Below are 16,240 nucleotides of genomic sequence, written 5' to 3'. Positions count from 1 at the left end.
GCACGGTGCTGGCGCTGTGCATCAACTATCCGGATGTCGAGGCCCAGCGGGCACGCATCGATGCTCATGCCAAGACGGCCCTGACCATGGCCAGCATTCTCCTGGCGGCCGGTGTGTTCACCGGCATCATGCAGGGCAGCGGCATGCTCAAGGCGATTGCCGAAGTGGCGGTGGCGCAGATTCCTGCCGGTCACGGCAAGCTGATTCCGACTGTGGTGGGGTTCCTGTCCATGCCCCTGAGCATGCTGTTCGATCCTGACTCCTACTACTTCGGGGTGATGCCGGTGATTGCCGAAGTGGGCAAGGCCCTGGGTGTCGACCCGCTGCAAGTGGCCCAGGCTTCGTTGCTCGGCGTGCACACCACCGGTTTCCCGGTAAGCCCGCTGACCCCGGCGACCTTCCTGCTGGTGGGCCTGTGCAAGATCGAACTGGCCGACCACCAGCGTTTCACCATCCCCTTTCTATTCGCTGCGTCAGTGTTGATGACCCTGACCGCGCTGCTGCTGGGAGTTTTTTAAGATGAAAAGCCTACGTATCGGCTCCGGCGCCGGTTACTCCGGTGACCGTATCGAGCCCGCCATCGAGTTGGCGCAACAGGGTGACCTGGATTACCTGGTGTTCGAATGCCTGGCCGAGCGCACCATCGCCCTGGCGCAGCAGGCGCGCCTGGTCGACCCGCACAGCGGCTACGACCCGTTGCTGGGGGCACGGATGCGCGGGGTGCTGCCCTTTGTGGGTGCCACGGCCTCGGGGCGGCGTTTGCGCATCATCAGCAACATGGGGGCGGCCAATCCGTTGGCGGCGGTGGCCGAGGTGCAACGGATCGCCGCCGAGCTGGGCTTGCCTGGGCTCAAGGTGATCGCGGTGCTGGGGGACGATGTGCTCGAGACTCTGCGGGCCCGGCCGGAGTGGGTGTTGGACAACGGGCAGACCCTGGGCTCGCTGGGGCAGCGGCTGATTTCCGCCAATGCCTACCTGGGCGCCCAGGGCATCGTCGAGGCGCTGCAGGCCGATGCCGATGTAGTGATCACTGGGCGGGTGGCCGACCCCTCGTTGTTCCTGGCGCCGCAGATCTTCGAGTTCGGCTGGGCCGAGGATGACTGGCTGCGCCTGGGGCGCGGGACCCTGGTGGGGCATCTGCTGGAGTGCGCAGGGCAGGTCAGCGGCGGCTACTTTGCCGATCCGGGGGTCAAGAATGTGGCCGGTCTGGCGCGCCTGGGGTTCCCCCTGGCCGAAGTGGATGCACAGGGCGCGGCGCTGATCACCAAGGTCAAGGGCTCCGGGGGGCAGGTCAGCAGCGCTACCTGTACCGAGCAGTTGATCTACGAAGTGCATGACCCGGCGGCCTACCTGACGCCGGATGTCTGTGCCGACTTTTCCGCGGTGGGCTTTGTCGAGGAGGCACCGGACCGGGTGCGGCTGCAAGGGGCGGCAGGCAGCCCACGGCCTGAGCGGCTCAAGGTCAGCGTCGGCTACCTGGATGGCTGGATCGGCGAAGGGCAGATTTCCTATGGCGGCCCTGGGGCTGTGGCCAGGGCGCGGCTGGCCCGGGATATCGTGCTCGAACGCCTGGCCCTGACCGGGGTACAGATGCAGGAAGTGCGCGCGGAGCTGATCGGCATCGATGCCTTGCACGGTGTTGAACTGGGCCAGCGAGCGCCTGCCGAACCCTGGGAAGTGCGCCTGCGGGTGGCGGCTCGCTGCACGGACAAGGCCGAAGCGGTGCGCGTCGGCAATGAGGTGGAAACCCTCTATACCAATGGGCCCGCTGGTGGCGGCGGGGCCAGTAAAAGCCTGCGGCAGGTGGTGGCGGTGGCTTCGCTGTTACTGCCCCGGGAGGCCGTCAGGGTCACCTTGCATCAGGAGGTACGGGCATGAATGAGGTCAAATTGCGTGACTTGGCGCACTCGCGTACGGGGGACAAGGGCGACACTTCGAATATTTCGGTGATTGCCTACCACGCCGAGGACTTTGCCTTTCTTTGCGAGCAGCTTACCGCCGAGCGCGTGGCGCAATATTTCGCCGGCTTGCTGGGGAGCGATGCGGCGCCGGTACAGCGCTATGTCCTGGAGAATGTGCGGGCCTTGAACTTTGTCTTGCCGGGCATCCTGCGCGGCGGAGTGACCCGCTCCCTGGCGCTGGATGCCCACGGCAAGTGCCTGGGCGCGGCCTTGCTTGACTTGCAGTTGGCCCGGGGCTGAAGAGCCCCGGGGAGGGCGTCAGACGGTCGCGAAGCGCTGGTTCAGGTAACCGATGATCACCTTGGATTCATACATCCAGGTGGTCTGGCCGTTCTCTTCGATGCGCAGGCACGGCACCTTGATCTTGCCGCCCTGCTCCAACAGGGCCTGGCGGTCCTGCTCGTTGTTTTTTGCGTCGCGCAGGGCCACCGGCACATTCAGGCGATGCAGGGTACGGCGGGTCTTCACGCAGAACGGGCAGGCGTGAAACTGGTACAGGGTCAGGCCCTTGGCGGCTTCCACGACTTGCGCCTGAGCGGCGGCGTCCCGCTGCTGCTTGCGTGGGCGGGTGATGAAGTCGATGAAAATGATGAGTTGGCCCAGGCCGACTCGCAGCGCTTTGACGATCACGGTTATTGCCTCTTGCCCATGAATGAAGGGGCGGCAGCTTACCTGATTTTTCCCGGGCGAAAAAAAACCGGCGATCAACGCCGGTTTTTTCGCCTGCAGCCTGTTACTTGATCAGGCTGAGGAATTCGCTGCGGGTCGCGGCATTCTCGCGGAACTCGCCCAGCATCACCGAGGTGATCATCGACGAATTCTGTTTCTCCACACCGCGCATCATCATGCACATGTGCTTGGCCTCGATCACCACGGCCACCCCGAGGGCGCCGGTCACTTGTTGGACGGCGTCGGCGATCTGCCGGCTGAGGTTTTCCTGGATCTGCAGGCGGCGGGCATACATATCGACGATGCGCGCGACTTTCGACAGCCCCAGGACCTTGCCGCTGGGAATGTAGGCGACGTGGGCCTTGCCGATGAACGGCAGCAGGTGGTGTTCGCACAACGAGTAGAGCTCGATGTCCTTGACCAGGACCATTTCGCTGTTGTCGGAGCTGAACAAGGCACCGTTGGTGACCTCTTCCAGGGTTTGGGCATAACCGCGGCAGAGGTACTGCATGGCTTTGGCGGCACGCTTGGGCGTGTCGAGCAGGCCCTCGCGGGAGACGTCCTCGCCCAGCTGGCCGAGGATCGCGGTGTAATTCTGTTCCAGGGACATGAAACTACCTGTGGGATTTTACGCAAAGGGCAAGGGTACGGTGGCGGACACGACGCTGCAAGCGTGATGCAGCGGCTTTATTCGTCACGGCCTTCCATCATGGTGCGCTTGAGCATGACGTACAGCGCCCCGGTACCGCCATGCCTGGCCTGGCAGGAAGTGAAGCCCAGCACCTGCGGATGCTGGCGCAGCCAGGTGTTGACGTGGCTCTTGATCATCGGTCGCTTGCCGTCCAGGCGCACAGCCTTGCCGTGGGTGACGCGCACGCAGCGGATTTCGAACTGGGTGGCTTCAGCGAGAAAGGCCCAGAGGGTTTCCCGGGCCTTTTCCACGGTCATGCCATGCAGGTCGAGGCTGCCTTCAAAGGGGATCTGGCCGATCTTCAGCTTGCGCATCTGGCTTTCCTGAACCCCGTCGCGGGCCCACATCAGCTCATCTTCCGGCCCCACGTCGATGACGAACTGGTCGGACAGCCCGTCCACCGTGGTGGTCTCGCTGCGTACGGTGGCCGCCTGGCGCAACTTGGCGATCTGCGCCCGGTCGCTCTTGGGTTTGCCTGTATCGGCACGATCGTGCTTGATCGGCTTGACGCCGAGGATCTCGTTTTTGAACAGGGAAAAGTCGTCGTCTTGCATGTCAGCCTCCGCGAAGGGCGGCTAGTTTACCCAACTCGGAACACCTTAAGGCGCGCAAATCGCGCCTCGGGAATGTCAGTCGTGTTTTTTCATCAGGTGCGGCGCCATGTTCAGCTCCAGGGGCTGGCGCATGCGCCGCCGGCAGCGCCGCCACAAGCGTACGCCGACATACAGCAGCAACAGGCCGACCACCAGGATCACCGCCGAGCCCGCCGGGCTGGCATTCATTTCCCCCAGCGCCGGGGCACGGCCCAGCAGGCTCGCAGTACCGGCCATCGCCAGCAGCACGCCAAATGTCGCCAGTAGCGCGGAGAATCCCGCACCCAGGCGCAACCGCCAGTTTCGCGGGCTTTTGGGCCGCAATCGGCGTGCGTCAAAACCATCGGATATCTTCATTCCGACCTTCCTCAATGGGTATCGGCCCTTCGACCGGAAGTTGACCGGGTGGTTCCTGAGGCTAAGGCAATTGCTGCAAAGGCGAGGGGTTTATGGATGAGCGGCCCGCCAGCCGCTCACCAGGGCTGATCAGATCAGGCTTGCGGTCTGGGCGAGGGTGGCGAAGTTGTCAGCCATGATTGCCATTTCGGTTTGCTGAACGTGCTCGGCGCTGAGGATGCCACCCTTGTAGGGCAGGTCGCGGGTGGCGCAGGCGTCTTCTACCAGGGTGCAGCGAAAGCCCAGGTTCTTGGCCGCGCGCACGGTGGTGCTGACGCTGGAGTGGCTCATGAAACCGGCGACGATCAGGTCCAGGGAACCGAGGTCCTGCAGGCGCTTTTCCAGTTCGGTGCCGTGGAACGCGCTGGGCAGCAGTTTGCCGATGATGGTTTCGTCGCCTTGGGGTTCAAGGCCGGGAATGAACTCGCCGCGCTCGCCTTGTGGGTCGAACAGGCCGCCGACGGTACCGAGGTGGCGTACGTGCACCACTGGGCGACCGGCAGCCCGGGCCGCGGCCAGCAGTTGGCGGATGTTGGCCACTGCCGCGTCCATGCCGGACAGGGCCAGCGGGCCGCTGAGGTATTCTTTCTGGGCGTCGATGATCACAAGGGTCGCGTGGCTCAAATTGGCCGCTGCATAACCACGACCGCTGAGTTGAAACATCGTCTTTGGAACGGACATTCTGGGGCTCCTGTGAGTGGGGCTTTTGCGCCATTGTCCTCTGGCGGAGCGCTTCTGTGAATCGCTACTAACGTAAGGTGCGCCGTTGCTGGCCTGCAGCCTTGTCAAGTGGGGCAAGGTATGCAGCCTTCCCGAGCAAAAAAACGCTTGAACACTCTTGCCCGTCGCTGGTTTTTCATTCGTCGTCGGCAAGCGTTTTGGCTGTTAGAATCGCCGGTCGTTTTGTCAGGAGTCTGTCCCGTGATCACTTCCCGCCTGCGCACCTTGCGCGACCATATCCGCTGGGCCGTCAGCCGCTTTCATGGGGAGGATCTGTTCTTCGGCCATGGTACCGACAATGCCTGGGACGAGGCCCGTCAACTGGTGCTCGGCGCCTTGCACCTGCCTTGGGAAATTGCCGACAGCTACCTTGATTGCGCGTTGGAAGACGACGAGCTGGTCCATGTGCAACACCTGCTCAAGCGTCGTATCCAGGAGCGCGTGCCTACCGCCTACCTGCTGGGCGAGGCCTGGTTCTGCGGCATGTCGTTCATTGTCGATGAGCGCGTGCTGATTCCCCGTTCGCCGATTGGCGAGCTGATCGAAAAACGTTTCGAACCCTGGCTGGGCAGCGAGCCGGCACGGATTCTCGACCTGTGTACCGGTTCCGGCTGCATCGGTATCGCTTGTGCCTATGAATTCCGTGATGCCGAGGTGGTGTTGGCGGACCTGTCCTTCGAAGCCCTCGAAGTGGCCAACCAGAACATCGAGCGCCATGGCGTCGATGAGCGGGTGTTCACGGTCCAGGGCGATGGCTTCGATGGCCTGCCCGGGCAGCGCTTCGACCTGATCGTGTCCAACCCGCCCTATGTCGATGCCGAAGACTTCGCCGACATGCCGGATGAATACCAGCATGAGCCCGAGCTGGGCCTGGCCTGTGGCGAGGATGGCCTGAACCTGGTGCGGCGGATGCTGGCCGAGGCGGCGGACCACCTGACCGAGAAGGGCTTGCTGATTGTCGAGGTGGGCAACAGCCAGGTGCATGTCGAGGCGCTGTACCCGGAGGTCGACTTCGCCTGGCTGGACTTCGAGCGCGGTGGCCACGGTGTGTTCATGCTGACCGCGGAGCAGTGCCGCGACCATCAGGCGTTGTTCGCGTCCCGGGTCTGAGCCGATTGCCGGCCCGCGCAACGCGGGCCTCTGGCGGTCAGGCGTTGCGGCTCAGCGATGAGTCGCAATCCAGATCAGCAGCCCGGCCTGGAACACCGCAAAGGCCACCAGGCAGGTGATGGTGAAGCGCAGACCGGTGTCCTCGCGCTTGTACTTGGTGACTTTCTCTTCCTGCTTGCGCAGCTTCACTTCCAGTTCTTCAAGATTCTGTTCGGCCTGCTGGAGCATCTGCGCCGCTTCCAGAATCTCCACGAACTGCAGCTTTTCGCTATTCCACTGGCCCAGCAGTTCACCCACCTGGACATCCTTGACGCTGCCCTTGAGGTGCTGGGCATCGGCATACACCACATCGAAACCCTGGGTGCGCAGCACGTGGTCACGACGCAGGCGCGTGTCTTCGTTGAGGGCATCCTTGTTCGCCAGGTCGAAGCCGTCGACCCGGTAGTGCGGCCACTTCTTCTGGGCCCACTGCGCTGCCTGGGCCAGCAGGAAACGGCCGATTCCGCGGTTCAGCGGTTCGACCTGCAGGCCGCCTTCGGGTTCGAAGTGCACCCGGCGAGTGTCGTGCTCGACCCACACATCCAGGTGATTCTGTTCCTTGCGCACCCGTTGGCCGGGGAGGCTGATGGTCATGCGCAGCAGGCTGTGCTCTTTGTTGTTGCGTTCGGCATAACCGAACTCGACAAAGCGCAGAGGCCGTCCGCCCGTGGCGCGATCGGTCTGCAAGGGTGCCAGGCGCAGCATCTTGTGGTGCTCGGCCTGCACATCGGCCCACGGCAGCGGCGGCGCTTCCGGGGCGGCGGCTTCCTGCTCGGTGGCGGGTGAGTTCGGGGTATCAGTCATAACGGCGAGATCCTGTCCAATCGCTGCGCGCCGACAGCAATTGAACGGCCGGCAAAGTCTTATCGGCCGTTTTTTTCAGGACTGGAGGGCAAAAACAGCCTAACGGGTGTGAAGTCCGTCAATAAAATCGATGATCGCGCTGCCCAGTTCCGCTGCCAGGGGCAATTGCGGGTCCTTGTAGGAGGCCAGCTGGCGCTTGAGGTCATTGGGCACGATGCGCATCACATGGTTCATGCCCTCGATCAGTGCCAGTTGCGCATCCGGTTTGGCGGCCTTGAGGACCCTGGCGTCATCGACGCTGACCTGGATGTCGTTGCTGCCCTGGATGATCAGCGCCGGCATCTTCAGGCGGGCGAAGGCCGCCGCCGGGTCTTCGCGAAACAGGGTGATCAGGTAAGGCTGCACGCTGGGGCGAAAGATGACTTGCAGGGCAGGGGGCACATCCGGGTCGACCTTGCCGGCCTTGAGGCTGTCCAGCAGCTCATTGCTGCGCAGCATCAGCGCCGGTGGCAGGCGGTAGCTCAACTGCTGGCGCAGGATCTGGTCCACCGGGCGGGCGGTTCCGGAGATCGAGATAACGCCTGCGGCATTCAGCTGCGGTGCCGCCAGCGTGGCGATCAGTGCGCCTTCGCTATGCCCCAGGACTATCAGTTGGCTCAGGCGTGGATCGGCCTTGAGCTTGTTGCCCCAGGCCACGGCATCCGCGACATAGGCGTCCAGGGTCAGGTTGCGTTCGTCCGGGGTCGCGGCGAGGCTGGCGGCCACGCCGCGCTTGTCATAACGCACGCTGGCGATGTTGTGCTTGGCCAGTACCCAGGCCAGGCGCTTGAGGCTGTCGTTGCGCCCGCCATCGGGGTTGTTGCCGTCGCGGTCAGTGGGGCCGGAGCCGGAAATGATCAGCACCACCGGCACCGGCTGCTCGGACTTGGGTAGCAGCAGCGAGCCGTACAGCTCACCGTGCCCGGTGTCCAGGCTCACGGGGCGTTGCAGGACGGCCGCATGAACCAGGCCGGTGAACAGGGAAAGGCTCAAGAGAAGAACTCGCAGCATCATCGCGCCATCATGGATAAGGTGCCGGTTTGACTCGGTAACAGGCAGAAGGTTCGAGGATGAACTAGTTGGGTAGCCTGCGTATACTGGCGCACGCGCTAATCCAGATTGAGTTATTTCGGCTGATTTCACGGAGCTCCCTGCATGTCCGGCAATACCTACGGCAAGCTGTTCACTGTCACCACCGCGGGCGAAAGCCATGGTCCGGCGTTGGTCGCCATTGTCGACGGCTGCCCGCCGGGCCTGGAACTGACGCTGGAGGACCTGCAGCGTGACCTGGACCGGCGCAAGCCTGGCACCAGCCGCCATACCACCCAGCGCCAGGAACCCGACGAGGTCGAGATCCTCTCCGGGGTGTTCGAAGGCAAGACCACCGGCTGTTCCATCGGCTTGTTGATCCGCAACACCGATCAGAAGTCCAAGGACTATTCGGCGATCAAGGACCTGTTCCGCCCGGCTCACGCCGACTACAGCTACCACCACAAGTACGGCATCCGCGACTACCGTGGTGGCGGCCGCAGTTCGGCCCGGGAAACCGCCATGCGCGTGGCGGCCGGGGCCATTGCCAAGAAGTACCTGGCCAGCCAGGGCATCGTGATTCGCGGCTACATGAGCCAGCTGGGCCCGATCGAGATTCCCTTCAAGACCTGGGATTCGGTAGAGAACAACGCCTTCTTCAGCCCTGATCCGGGAAAGGTTGCGGAACTGGAAGCCTATATGGACCAGTTGCGTCGAGACCAGGATTCGGTCGGAGCGAAGATCACCGTGGTGGCCGAAGGGGTGATGCCGGGCCTGGGCGAGCCGATTTTCGATCGCCTGGACGCCGAGCTGGCCCATGCGCTGATGAGCATCAACGCGGTCAAGGGCGTGGAGATCGGCGCCGGTTTCGCCTGCGTTGCCCAGCGCGGCACCGAGCACCGTGACGAACTGACCCCGCAAGGTTTCCTCAGCAATAACGCCGGCGGCATTCTGGGCGGCATCTCCTCGGGGCAGCCGATCGTCGCTCACCTGGCGCTCAAGCCGACCTCCAGCATTACCACCCCCGGGCGCTCCATCGATATCGACGGCAACCCGGTGGACGTGATCACCAAGGGGCGCCACGACCCGTGCGTGGGCATTCGCGCCACGCCGATCGCCGAGGCGATGATGGCCATCGTGCTGATGGATCACCTGCTGCGCCACCGCGGCCAGAATGCCGACGTGCGCGTCAGCACGCCGGTGCTGGGCCAGCTGTAATGCCGGTCCTGCCAGTCGCCACGGTCTGAAGGCCGTGGCGGCACTTCCCTACTGGCGGCTTTCCAGTTTCTACCTGTTCTATTTCGCGCTGCTGGGGTCGACCGCGCCATTCCTGGCGCTGTATTTCGATCACCTGGGGTTCTCCAGTGCGCGCATCGGCGAACTGGTGGCCATTCCCATGCTCATGCGCTGTGTGGCGCCCAACCTTTGGGGCTGGCTGGGGGACTACACCGGGCGGCGCCTGGCGATCGTGCGTTTTGGTGCGTTCTGCACCCTGGTCTGTTTCTCCCTGATCTTCGTCGACAAGAGCTATGCCTGGCTGGCCATGGTCATGGCCCTGCATGCTTTTTTCTGGCACGCGGTGCTGCCGCAGTTCGAAGTGATCACCCTGGCGCACCTGCAAGGCCAGGCCTCGCGCTACAGCCAGATCCGCCTCTGGGGCTCCATCGGCTTCATTCTTACCGTGGTGGCCCTGGGGCGTTTGTTCGAGTGGTTGAGCCTGGACATCTACCCGGTAGCGCTGGTGGTGATCATGGCGGGCATCGTCCTCAGCAGCCTGTGGGTGCCTAACGCCCAGCCTCGGGTGCAGGGGCCGCGGCACGCCGGGGAGGGCTTTGTCAGGCAACTGCGCAGCCCCGGTGTGCTGGCCTTCTACCTGTGCGTGGCACTGATGCAGATGAGCCACGGCCCCTATTACACCTTCCTGACTCTGCACCTGGAGCGCCTGGGCTATACCCGCGGGGTGATCGGCATGCTCTGGGCCCTGGGTGTGGTGGCCGAAGTGTTGATGTTTCTGGCGATGAGCTGGCTCCTGGCGCGCTTTTCCGTGCGGCGAGTGCTGCTTGCGAGCTTCCTGCTGGCGGCTCTGCGCTGGTTGCTGCTGGGCAGCCTGGCGGAACACCTCGGGGTGCTGTTGTTGGCTCAGGTGCTGCACGCGGCGACCTTCGGCAGTTTCCACGCCGCCGCCATTCATTTTGTGCAGCGCAGTTTCGGTGCCCGCCAGCAAGGCCAGGGCCAGGCGTTGTACGCGGCCCTGGCGGGAACCGGGGGCGCCCTGGGGGCCCTGTATTCGGGTTATAGCTGGAATGCCCTGGGCCCCACATTGACCTTTAGTATTGCCAGCGTCGCAGCCTTGGCCGCAGCCGTTATCATTGCCACCCGCATGCAAGAGGAGTTGCCGTAATGAGCAGCCTGTCCGTCTACCACGTATCCAGTCCGGACCTGCCGAACAAGGTCCTGACCCACTTCGACGATATCGCTGCAACCCTGGCCGAGCAGGGGATTCGTTTCGACCGCTGGCCTGCCACCACGCGTGTTGCACCGGGCACCAGCCAGCAAGAAGTGATAAGCGCCTATCAGGAGCAGGTCGATCGCCTGATGACCGAGGGTGGCTACGCCAGCGTGGATGTCATCAGCCTCGATGAAGACCATCCGCAGAAGGCCGAGCTGCGCGCCAGCTTTCTCGATGAGCACCGCCACAGCGAGGATGAAGTACGTTTCTTCGTTGCGGGCCGGGGCCTGTTCAACCTGCACATCGATGACTATGTGTACGCCGTACTGTGCGAAAGGAATGACCTGATCTCGGTGCCGGCGGGCACCGCCCATTGGTTCGACATGGGCGAGCGGCCGAACCTGGTGGCCATCCGCATGTTCAACAACCCCCAGGGCTGGAACGCCAGCCTGACCGGCGACGCGATCGCCAGCCAGTTCCCGCGCCTGGACGATTGAGCGGGGAGCACAACGTCAACGGGCCGGACCCACGCAAGGTGGGGCCGGCCCGGACAGGTGCAGCGCAAGCGGCTTACGCGCAGTGGTAAGTCGGCAGGGCAAAGCGGTTCTGGCTTTGCAGCATGGAGATCTGTGGCAACTCACTGGCCTGTTCGGCCAAGTCCCGACGAATTGCGCTGATGACCCACGACAGTTGGTCGGCGGCGTGCAACTGTGCGTAGGAGATCGAACGCTTGAACTGTTTGCCTTCGCTGTTGCGCAGGGTCAACAGGATGCCACCGTCAGGGCGTGGCTGGGTGGTCACTTCGAAGTTGGAGAACAGGGAAGAAAATTTTTCTTGGATCAGGCTCATGTCTATCAGCTCCGTTAGCTCTTGAAGGGCAAGCGTGGAGTGATAGGTGCAGCGATTGTGCCAGTATTGTTTTTTTAAAATATCCTTTAAAAACAACAACTTATAAAAATCAAAAAAGCGCCTGTTCGTGCAAATTGCATGAATGGCCATCGTGCATCCTGCATTTTGCAGGTCCGCAGGGGGTGTTGGCGGGTGCCGTGGCAGTGTTGTGACCGCGGGCCAGGGTGGAAAATTCAATCGTTGAAGCGGGGACAAGTACGCTGCGTGGGGAGACCGAGGGTAGATACAAAAGTTTGCAAAAACCCCGTGTACAGCGTCGCGAGAGCTGACGTATTTTCCAGCCAGTCACGTTGGTTCAACCTGGCCTCGACGGCCCCGCGAAAGCGGCTTGAACGGCGTTTCTGCGACATGGAATGTGTTGTGGCGCGATCTTGCGATCCCGCCCGACCAATAATAAGAACATAGGACGCTCTCCATGAACCTTTCCTGCGCCTCATCGCCGGTGCTCTTTGCAGCCCTGCGCTTGTCCTGCCTTCATCCCTTTGCGAGAGATATCCACAGCTCCCGCGTGCCGCTCGCCGCACCCTGGATCGCTACCCCCGGTTGAGCCTTGCGCCGCTGTTGCCAACGCCCGGCCGGCCAGGCCCGGGCCCAGATCCTTGCTGTGCAACCGGAGCAAACATGAACAAGCACAAGAGCGACATGATCACCTGGGGCATGATGCTGCGTAAGGTGCCCTCCATTGCCAGGGCACTGCCGCGGGTGGTGCGGGGCATGAAGGCGGGCAATATCGACAACCCGGACCAGCCCTGCGGCCTGGGCTGGAGCTTTGAGCAGGCGACCCTGCGCAACCCCGAGGGGCCGGCCTTGCTGTACGGTGACCGGGTGCTCAGTTATGCCCAGGTCAATCAGTGGGCCAACCGCATTGCTGCCTACCTGCAGGAGCAGGGCATCGGCAAGGGTGATGTGCTGGCGATCTTCATCGAGAACCGCCCGGAATTGCTGGTCACGGTGCTGGCGGTGGCCAAGCTCGGAGGCATTTGCGCGATGCTCAACACCGCGCAGACCCAGGGCGTGCTGGCGCACAGCCTGGCGTTGGTGAAACCGGCGGCGATCATCCTCGGCGGCGAGCTGCAGGCCGCTTACTCGGCGGTACGCGAGCAGGTGGGCATCGATCCGCAGCGCACCTGGTTCGTGGCCGATCAGGACACCTTTGCCGACCCCGGGCCGACCCCCGAGGGAATGCGCAACCTGATGGCCGAGAGCGCCGGTTACCCATCGGACAACCTGGCGCAGACCCAGCGCATCTTCCTCAACGACCCTTGCTTCTACATCTATACCTCCGGCACCACGGGGTTGCCCAAGGCCGGGATCTTCAAGCATGGTCGCTGGATGCGCACCTCTGCCGGCTTCGGCACCATCGCCCTGGATATGCAGCCCGGCGACGTGGTGTATTGCACCTTGCCGCTGTACCACGCCACCGGTCTGTGCGTGTGCTGGGGCTCGGCGATTACCGGCGCCTCGGGCTTTGCCATCCGCCGCAAATTCAGCGCCAGCCAGTTCTGGGATGACGTGCGCCGCTACAAGGCCACGACCGTGGGTTATGTCGGGGAGTTGTGCCGCTACCTGATCGACCAGCCGGCTTGCGCACGGGATACCGAGCACGGGGTCTCGAAGATGATCGGCAACGGGCTGCGCCCGGGCGTCTGGAGCGAGTTCAAGCAACGTTTCGGCGTCGGTCATATCTGTGAGTTGTATGCCGCCAGCGACGGCAATATCGGTTTCAGCAACATCCTCAACTTCGACAATACCGTGGGCTTTTCCCTGATCCCCTGGGCGCTGGTGGAATACGCCCACGATACCGGTGCGCCACTGCGCAACAGCCAGGGCTTCATGCAGAAGGTAGCCAAGGGCGGCCAGGGGCTGCTGCTGGCGAAGATCGACGACAAGGCGCCCCTGGATGGCTACACCGACCCGGAAAAGAACCTCAAGGTGATTCTCAAGGACGTATTCGAGAAGGGCGACTGCTACTTCAACACCGGCGATCTGCTGCGCGATATCGGCTTTGGCCATGTGCAGTTCGTCGACCGGCTGGGAGATACCTATCGCTGGAAGGGCGAGAACGTTTCCACCACCGAGGTGGAGAACGTCCTGCTGGGGCACCCGCAGGTTGCCGAGGTGGTGGCCTATGGTGTCGAGATCCACAACACCAACGGTCGGGCCGGGATGGTGGCGATCACTCCGGCAGAATCCCTGGCGACCCTGGATTTCAGCGAGTTGCTGCAGTTCGCCCGGCAGCAGTTGCCGGCCTACGCAGTGCCGCTGTTCCTGCGGATCAAAGTGAAGATGGACACCACCGGCACCTTCAAGTACCAGAAGAGTCGCCTCAAGGAGCAGGCATTCGATCTGCAGCAAATCGGTGACGAGCCGGTGTATGCCTGGTTGCCGGGCTCGGATACCTACGTGCGGCTGACCCCGCAGATTCTCGCGGACATTCAGGGTGGGCGCCTGCGTTATTGATTCTGCCTATGGTGGCTCTCGGGAAAAAAGGGATGACAGGCTGGCGCCGGCTTGGGGAAACTAGCGCCTTTCCGAATTGCCGAACCTGGAGTTTCCGATGACCGACAAAAGCCGCCAGATGACTGAAGAAGAGGCCGCCCAGTTTGTCGAACAGGTGTTCAACGTGGCCCGCCAGGGCGACGCACAGATGCTCGACAAGCTGGCTGCCAGTGGCCTGCCGGTCAACCTGCGCAATCACAAGGGCGACACGCTGCTGATGCTCGCCGCCTATCACGGCCATGTGGACGCGGTGCAGGTGCTGCTCAAGCACCAGGCCGACCCCGAGATCCGCAACGACAATGGCCAGAGCCCGATTGCCGGGGCTGCCTTCAAGGGCGACCTGGCGGTGGTCAAGGCGCTGGTGGAGGGGGGCGCCCAAGTGGAAGGCTCGTCCTTCGACGGACGTACCGCGCTGATGATGGCGGCGATGTTCAACCGCACGGAAATCGTCACCTACCTGATCAGCCAGGGCGCCGACCCCAAGGCCCGCGACAGCAATGGCGTGAGTGCCCTGGAAGCGGCCAAGACCATGGGCGCCATGGATACCACGGCGCAGCTGGAAAAACTCCTGGCCTGAGCCGGCGATGATCGGGGCGTGCAGGCGTCAGGTGCTGCCTGGCGTGATAGCTCGGGCACTTTAGGCTATCCTTCGCGCCCCTTGATTTCCTCGCTTCCAGGATGTGCCCATGAAAACCGCCCTTATCGAACTCATTAGCAAGATCAGCTCCGGGTGCATGGGCGATGCCGAGATCCAGCAGATCGCCAAGGAGGCGAGCCAGGCCTACGCCGACCCTCAGGGATTCCTGGCAGCCAACCCGGATATCAACTACGACGACAGCTTCCCCATTCCCCTGGGGGAATGGGTGGTGGTCGGCAGCCTGCCGGAAACCGTGTTGTTTCAGGCCGATACCTATGTCGACCTGTTCGCCCAGATCGTCGCCTCGTTCGGCAAGGACGTGGCTTTCAACATCAAGCCCAAGCAGTTGGCCAAGATCGAAGCCCTGACGGCCTTGAACCGCATCCAGATCCAGATGGGCAGCATGAACCCGGAAAACGGCGGCTATGTGTTGATGAACTTCAGCCAGTTGCTGGATGACGAGTTGCAGATGGTACTGGTCTACGGCAACGACGTGCCGCGGGTGCTGGAGCTGTGCGCCGAGGTCGGGATCGCCGCAGCGCCGGCCCTGGAGGCCTTGAAGATCGCCGTTCATGTCTGAAGCCCGAGCGGCTGTGGAATAAAACGGAACCCTGATCCAGCACGGCTATCCTAAAGAGGCACGCCATCATTTAGGGAGCGACACCATGGGTTCCACCTTCAATGGCCTGGTTGGCCTGATCATTCTGGCCCTGGATATCTGGGCCATCATCAACGTACTCAAAAGCGGCGCCGAAACCGGGATGAAGGTCCTCTGGGTGCTCTTGATCATTCTCCTGCCGGTGCTGGGGCTGATCATCTGGGCGATCGCCGGGCCGCGAGGCAATGTGCGGCTCTGAAGCTGGAGACGCAGGTTGCACAGGGAAAAGGGCCGTCAGGCCCTTTTTTGTGTGACTAAACATGCGTTGAACGAAATTTTCACAAACGCTCTAAGACAATTCGCCGGCGCTTTTTCCCCGGTATAACTCTCTGCAATCTCTTGTCCCAGAGCCGTTGGCAGTGGGTTTTTCGGTGCTGCCCACTAATCAATGGCAATGCCTTGAGTGATCGTGCAACATTTGCGCACCGCGAATTCCCCCGTCGCCCTGGCGGCAACAAGAGGGCAGAACGCAGCTTTATCTTTGCAACTTAAACTTCCAATGGGTCCTAAAACCACATGGCAAACTCGGATGCCCTGAGTCAGCAGCGATCCTCGAATCGCCTGCTGCAACCGACCGTTAAATCCCATCTGGCCTACACGCTGTTGTGCGCCCTGGTCATGATGGTGATGCTTTCCCTGTTGCGCGTCGCGCTGCTGATCTACAACCGCGAGATGATTCTCGACACTCCGGCCTCGACCTTCCTCGAAGCGTTTGCCAACGGGCTGCGTTTTGACCTGCGGCTGGTGGTCTACCTCAGCGTACCGCTGCTGCTGGCGCTGTTCAGCGCCCGGGCCATGGCGGCTCGCGGGGTGTTGCGCTTCTGGCTGACAGTCACCTCCAGCATCGCGCTGTTCCTCGGCCTGATGGAGATGGACTTCTACCGAGAGTTCCACCAGCGCCTCAACGGCCTGGTCTTCCAGTATGTGAAGGAAGATCCGAAAACCGTGATGAGCATGCTCTGGTACGGCTTTCCGGTGGTCCGCTACCTGCTGGCCTGGGCCGTGGGCACCTGGATCCTGAGCCTGGCATTCAAGGG

The 16,240-nt window shown here is 62.7% G+C and carries 19 protein-coding genes and 1 pseudogene; 12 read left to right on the top strand and 8 right to left on the bottom strand.

What is annotated here, in order from left to right:
- The 3 genes from F6S12_RS24365 to F6S12_RS24355 form a co-directional block, all read left to right on the top strand.
- Positions 1–518: SLC13 family permease (locus F6S12_RS24365; protein WP_315869396.1), on the top strand; the 518-nt coding region annotated here is incomplete at its 5' end.
- Between the two features lies 1 nt (position 519).
- The gene (locus F6S12_RS24360) at positions 520–1,878 is read left to right on the top strand and encodes an acyclic terpene utilization AtuA family protein (RefSeq protein WP_123472857.1); all 1,359 of its coding nucleotides are present in this window, start codon (positions 520–522) and stop codon (positions 1,876–1,878) included.
- On the top strand, positions 1,875–2,201 hold the full coding sequence (locus F6S12_RS24355) for a hypothetical protein (protein WP_152686361.1): 327 nt from the start codon (positions 1,875–1,877) through the stop codon (positions 2,199–2,201). Before F6S12_RS24360 ends, F6S12_RS24355 begins: the two co-directional genes overlap by 4 nt.
- An 18-nt stretch (positions 2,202–2,219) precedes the next feature.
- On the opposite strand, the gene F6S12_RS24350 is transcribed toward F6S12_RS24355, so the two are convergent.
- The 5 genes from F6S12_RS24350 to F6S12_RS24330 all read right to left on the bottom strand — a co-directional run bounded on the left by F6S12_RS24350 (position 2,220) and on the right by F6S12_RS24330 (position 4,991).
- Positions 2,220–2,591 carry a glutaredoxin domain-containing protein gene (locus tag F6S12_RS24350; RefSeq protein ID WP_015636595.1) on the bottom strand — a complete coding sequence of 124 codons (372 nt, stop codon included), beginning with the start codon at positions 2,589–2,591 and terminating at the stop codon, positions 2,220–2,222.
- Positions 2,592–2,694: 103 nt separating this feature from the next.
- Positions 2,695–3,240: a GTP cyclohydrolase I FolE gene (folE, locus tag F6S12_RS24345; RefSeq protein ID WP_011062625.1), complete on the bottom strand. Its 546-nt coding sequence runs from the start codon at positions 3,238–3,240 to the stop codon at positions 2,695–2,697.
- Positions 3,241–3,317: 77 nt separating this feature from the next.
- Complete coding sequence (locus F6S12_RS24340; protein WP_152686360.1) at positions 3,318–3,875, bottom strand: Smr/MutS family protein; 558 nt, start codon at positions 3,873–3,875, stop codon at positions 3,318–3,320.
- A 75-nt stretch (positions 3,876–3,950) separates the two neighbouring features.
- Complete coding sequence (locus tag F6S12_RS24335) at positions 3,951–4,271, bottom strand: hypothetical protein (protein WP_152686359.1); 321 nt, start codon at positions 4,269–4,271, stop codon at positions 3,951–3,953.
- 129 nt (positions 4,272–4,400) lie between these two features.
- Positions 4,401–4,991, bottom strand: coding sequence for a cysteine hydrolase family protein (locus F6S12_RS24330; protein WP_011062622.1), 591 nt, complete (start codon positions 4,989–4,991; stop codon positions 4,401–4,403).
- Between the two features lie 240 nt (positions 4,992–5,231).
- Here F6S12_RS24330 and prmB point away from each other — a divergent pair, with 240 nt between their 5' ends.
- Entirely contained in the window at positions 5,232–6,140 is a 909-nt protein-coding gene (gene prmB, locus F6S12_RS24325; protein WP_041119437.1) for a 50S ribosomal protein L3 N(5)-glutamine methyltransferase, read from the top strand.
- 51 nt (positions 6,141–6,191) lie between these two features.
- Here the strand turns inward: prmB and F6S12_RS24320 are convergent, their stop codons facing one another.
- Together F6S12_RS24320 and F6S12_RS24315 are read right to left on the bottom strand one after the other, a co-directional pair.
- Positions 6,192–6,983: a hypothetical protein gene (locus F6S12_RS24320; protein WP_011062620.1), complete on the bottom strand. Its 792-nt coding sequence runs from the start codon at positions 6,981–6,983 to the stop codon at positions 6,192–6,194.
- 99 nt (positions 6,984–7,082) lie between these two features.
- Positions 7,083–8,036 carry an alpha/beta hydrolase gene (locus F6S12_RS24315; protein ID WP_123472856.1) on the bottom strand — a complete coding sequence of 318 codons (954 nt, stop codon included), beginning with the start codon at positions 8,034–8,036 and terminating at the stop codon, positions 7,083–7,085.
- A 141-nt stretch (positions 8,037–8,177) separates the two neighbouring features.
- Between F6S12_RS24315 and aroC the strand changes: the two genes are divergently transcribed.
- The 3 genes from aroC to F6S12_RS24300 are packed head-to-tail and all read left to right on the top strand — an operon-like array spanning position 8,178 to position 10,997.
- Entirely contained in the window at positions 8,178–9,269 is a 1,092-nt protein-coding gene (aroC, locus tag F6S12_RS24310; protein WP_077934611.1) for a chorismate synthase, read from the top strand.
- Between the two features lie 34 nt (positions 9,270–9,303).
- Positions 9,304–10,452, top strand: a complete 1,149-nt coding sequence (locus tag F6S12_RS24305) for an MFS transporter (protein ID WP_011062617.1) — start codon at positions 9,304–9,306, stop codon at positions 10,450–10,452.
- The gene (locus F6S12_RS24300) at positions 10,452–10,997 is read left to right on the top strand and encodes a 1,2-dihydroxy-3-keto-5-methylthiopentene dioxygenase (protein WP_015636589.1); all 546 of its coding nucleotides are present in this window, start codon (positions 10,452–10,454) and stop codon (positions 10,995–10,997) included. The genes F6S12_RS24305 and F6S12_RS24300 overlap by 1 nt, the downstream gene beginning before the upstream one ends.
- A gap of 73 nt (positions 10,998–11,070) precedes the next feature.
- Here F6S12_RS24300 and F6S12_RS24295 read toward each other — a convergent pair whose 3' ends face one another.
- Positions 11,071–11,349 (bottom strand): DUF3509 domain-containing protein, encoded by a 279-nt coding sequence (locus F6S12_RS24295; RefSeq protein ID WP_015636588.1) that lies wholly within the window; start codon positions 11,347–11,349, stop codon positions 11,071–11,073.
- Between the two features lie 681 nt (positions 11,350–12,030).
- On the opposite strand from F6S12_RS24295, the gene F6S12_RS24290 reads away from it, so the two are divergent.
- The 5 genes and pseudogenes from F6S12_RS24290 to F6S12_RS24270 form a co-directional block, all read left to right on the top strand.
- Positions 12,031–13,869 (top strand): long-chain-acyl-CoA synthetase, encoded by a 1,839-nt coding sequence (locus F6S12_RS24290; protein WP_015636587.1) that lies wholly within the window; start codon positions 12,031–12,033, stop codon positions 13,867–13,869.
- A 97-nt stretch (positions 13,870–13,966) separates the two neighbouring features.
- Positions 13,967–14,485 (top strand): ankyrin repeat domain-containing protein, encoded by a 519-nt coding sequence (locus tag F6S12_RS24285; protein WP_011062613.1) that lies wholly within the window; start codon positions 13,967–13,969, stop codon positions 14,483–14,485.
- A 109-nt stretch (positions 14,486–14,594) separates the two neighbouring features.
- Complete coding sequence (locus F6S12_RS24280; RefSeq protein WP_315869395.1) at positions 14,595–15,125, top strand: hypothetical protein; 531 nt, start codon at positions 14,595–14,597, stop codon at positions 15,123–15,125.
- 85 nt (positions 15,126–15,210) lie between these two features.
- On the top strand, positions 15,211–15,402 hold the full coding sequence (locus tag F6S12_RS24275) for a PLDc N-terminal domain-containing protein (RefSeq protein WP_015636585.1): 192 nt from the start codon (positions 15,211–15,213) through the stop codon (positions 15,400–15,402).
- A gap of 317 nt (positions 15,403–15,719) precedes the next feature.
- Positions 15,720–16,240 (top strand): annotated as a pseudogene (locus tag F6S12_RS24270) (LTA synthase family protein); the annotation flags it as partial.

Origin of the sequence: Pseudomonas sp. JV245A (genome assembly GCF_032424515.1) — a bacterium.
In the GTDB taxonomy this organism is placed as follows: domain Bacteria; phylum Pseudomonadota; class Gammaproteobacteria; order Pseudomonadales; family Pseudomonadaceae; genus Aquipseudomonas; species Aquipseudomonas protegens.
Note: the sequence above shows the minus strand (reverse complement) of the source record. Positions and strands in the feature narration are given on the sequence as shown.

Bases quoted from the DNA above. Each gene is read 5' to 3' on its own strand.
- folE (WP_011062625.1), bottom strand. From the start codon at position 3,240: ATGTCCCTGGAACAGAATTACACCGCGATCCTCGGCCAGCTGGGCGAG.
- F6S12_RS24275 (WP_015636585.1), top strand. From the start codon at position 15,211: ATGGGTTCCACCTTCAATGGCCTGGTTGGCCTGATCATTCTGGCCCTG.
- F6S12_RS24335 (WP_152686359.1), bottom strand. From the start codon at position 4,271: ATGAAGATATCCGATGGTTTTGACGCACGCCGATTGCGGCCCAAAAGC.
- F6S12_RS24295 (WP_015636588.1), bottom strand. From the start codon at position 11,349: ATGAGCCTGATCCAAGAAAAATTTTCTTCCCTGTTCTCCAACTTCGAA.
- F6S12_RS24290 (WP_015636587.1), top strand. From the start codon at position 12,031: ATGAACAAGCACAAGAGCGACATGATCACCTGGGGCATGATGCTGCGT.
- F6S12_RS24340 (WP_152686360.1), bottom strand. From the start codon at position 3,875: ATGCAAGACGACGACTTTTCCCTGTTCAAAAACGAGATCCTCGGCGTC.
- F6S12_RS24280 (WP_315869395.1), top strand. From the start codon at position 14,595: ATGAAAACCGCCCTTATCGAACTCATTAGCAAGATCAGCTCCGGGTGC.
- F6S12_RS24300 (WP_015636589.1), top strand. From the start codon at position 10,452: ATGAGCAGCCTGTCCGTCTACCACGTATCCAGTCCGGACCTGCCGAAC.
- F6S12_RS24360 (WP_123472857.1), top strand. From the start codon at position 520: ATGAAAAGCCTACGTATCGGCTCCGGCGCCGGTTACTCCGGTGACCGT.
- aroC (WP_077934611.1), top strand. From the start codon at position 8,178: ATGTCCGGCAATACCTACGGCAAGCTGTTCACTGTCACCACCGCGGGC.
- F6S12_RS24330 (WP_011062622.1), bottom strand. From the start codon at position 4,991: ATGTCCGTTCCAAAGACGATGTTTCAACTCAGCGGTCGTGGTTATGCA.
- F6S12_RS24315 (WP_123472856.1), bottom strand. From the start codon at position 8,036: ATGATGCTGCGAGTTCTTCTCTTGAGCCTTTCCCTGTTCACCGGCCTG.
- F6S12_RS24355 (WP_152686361.1), top strand. From the start codon at position 1,875: ATGAATGAGGTCAAATTGCGTGACTTGGCGCACTCGCGTACGGGGGAC.
- F6S12_RS24285 (WP_011062613.1), top strand. From the start codon at position 13,967: ATGACCGACAAAAGCCGCCAGATGACTGAAGAAGAGGCCGCCCAGTTT.
- F6S12_RS24320 (WP_011062620.1), bottom strand. From the start codon at position 6,983: ATGACTGATACCCCGAACTCACCCGCCACCGAGCAGGAAGCCGCCGCC.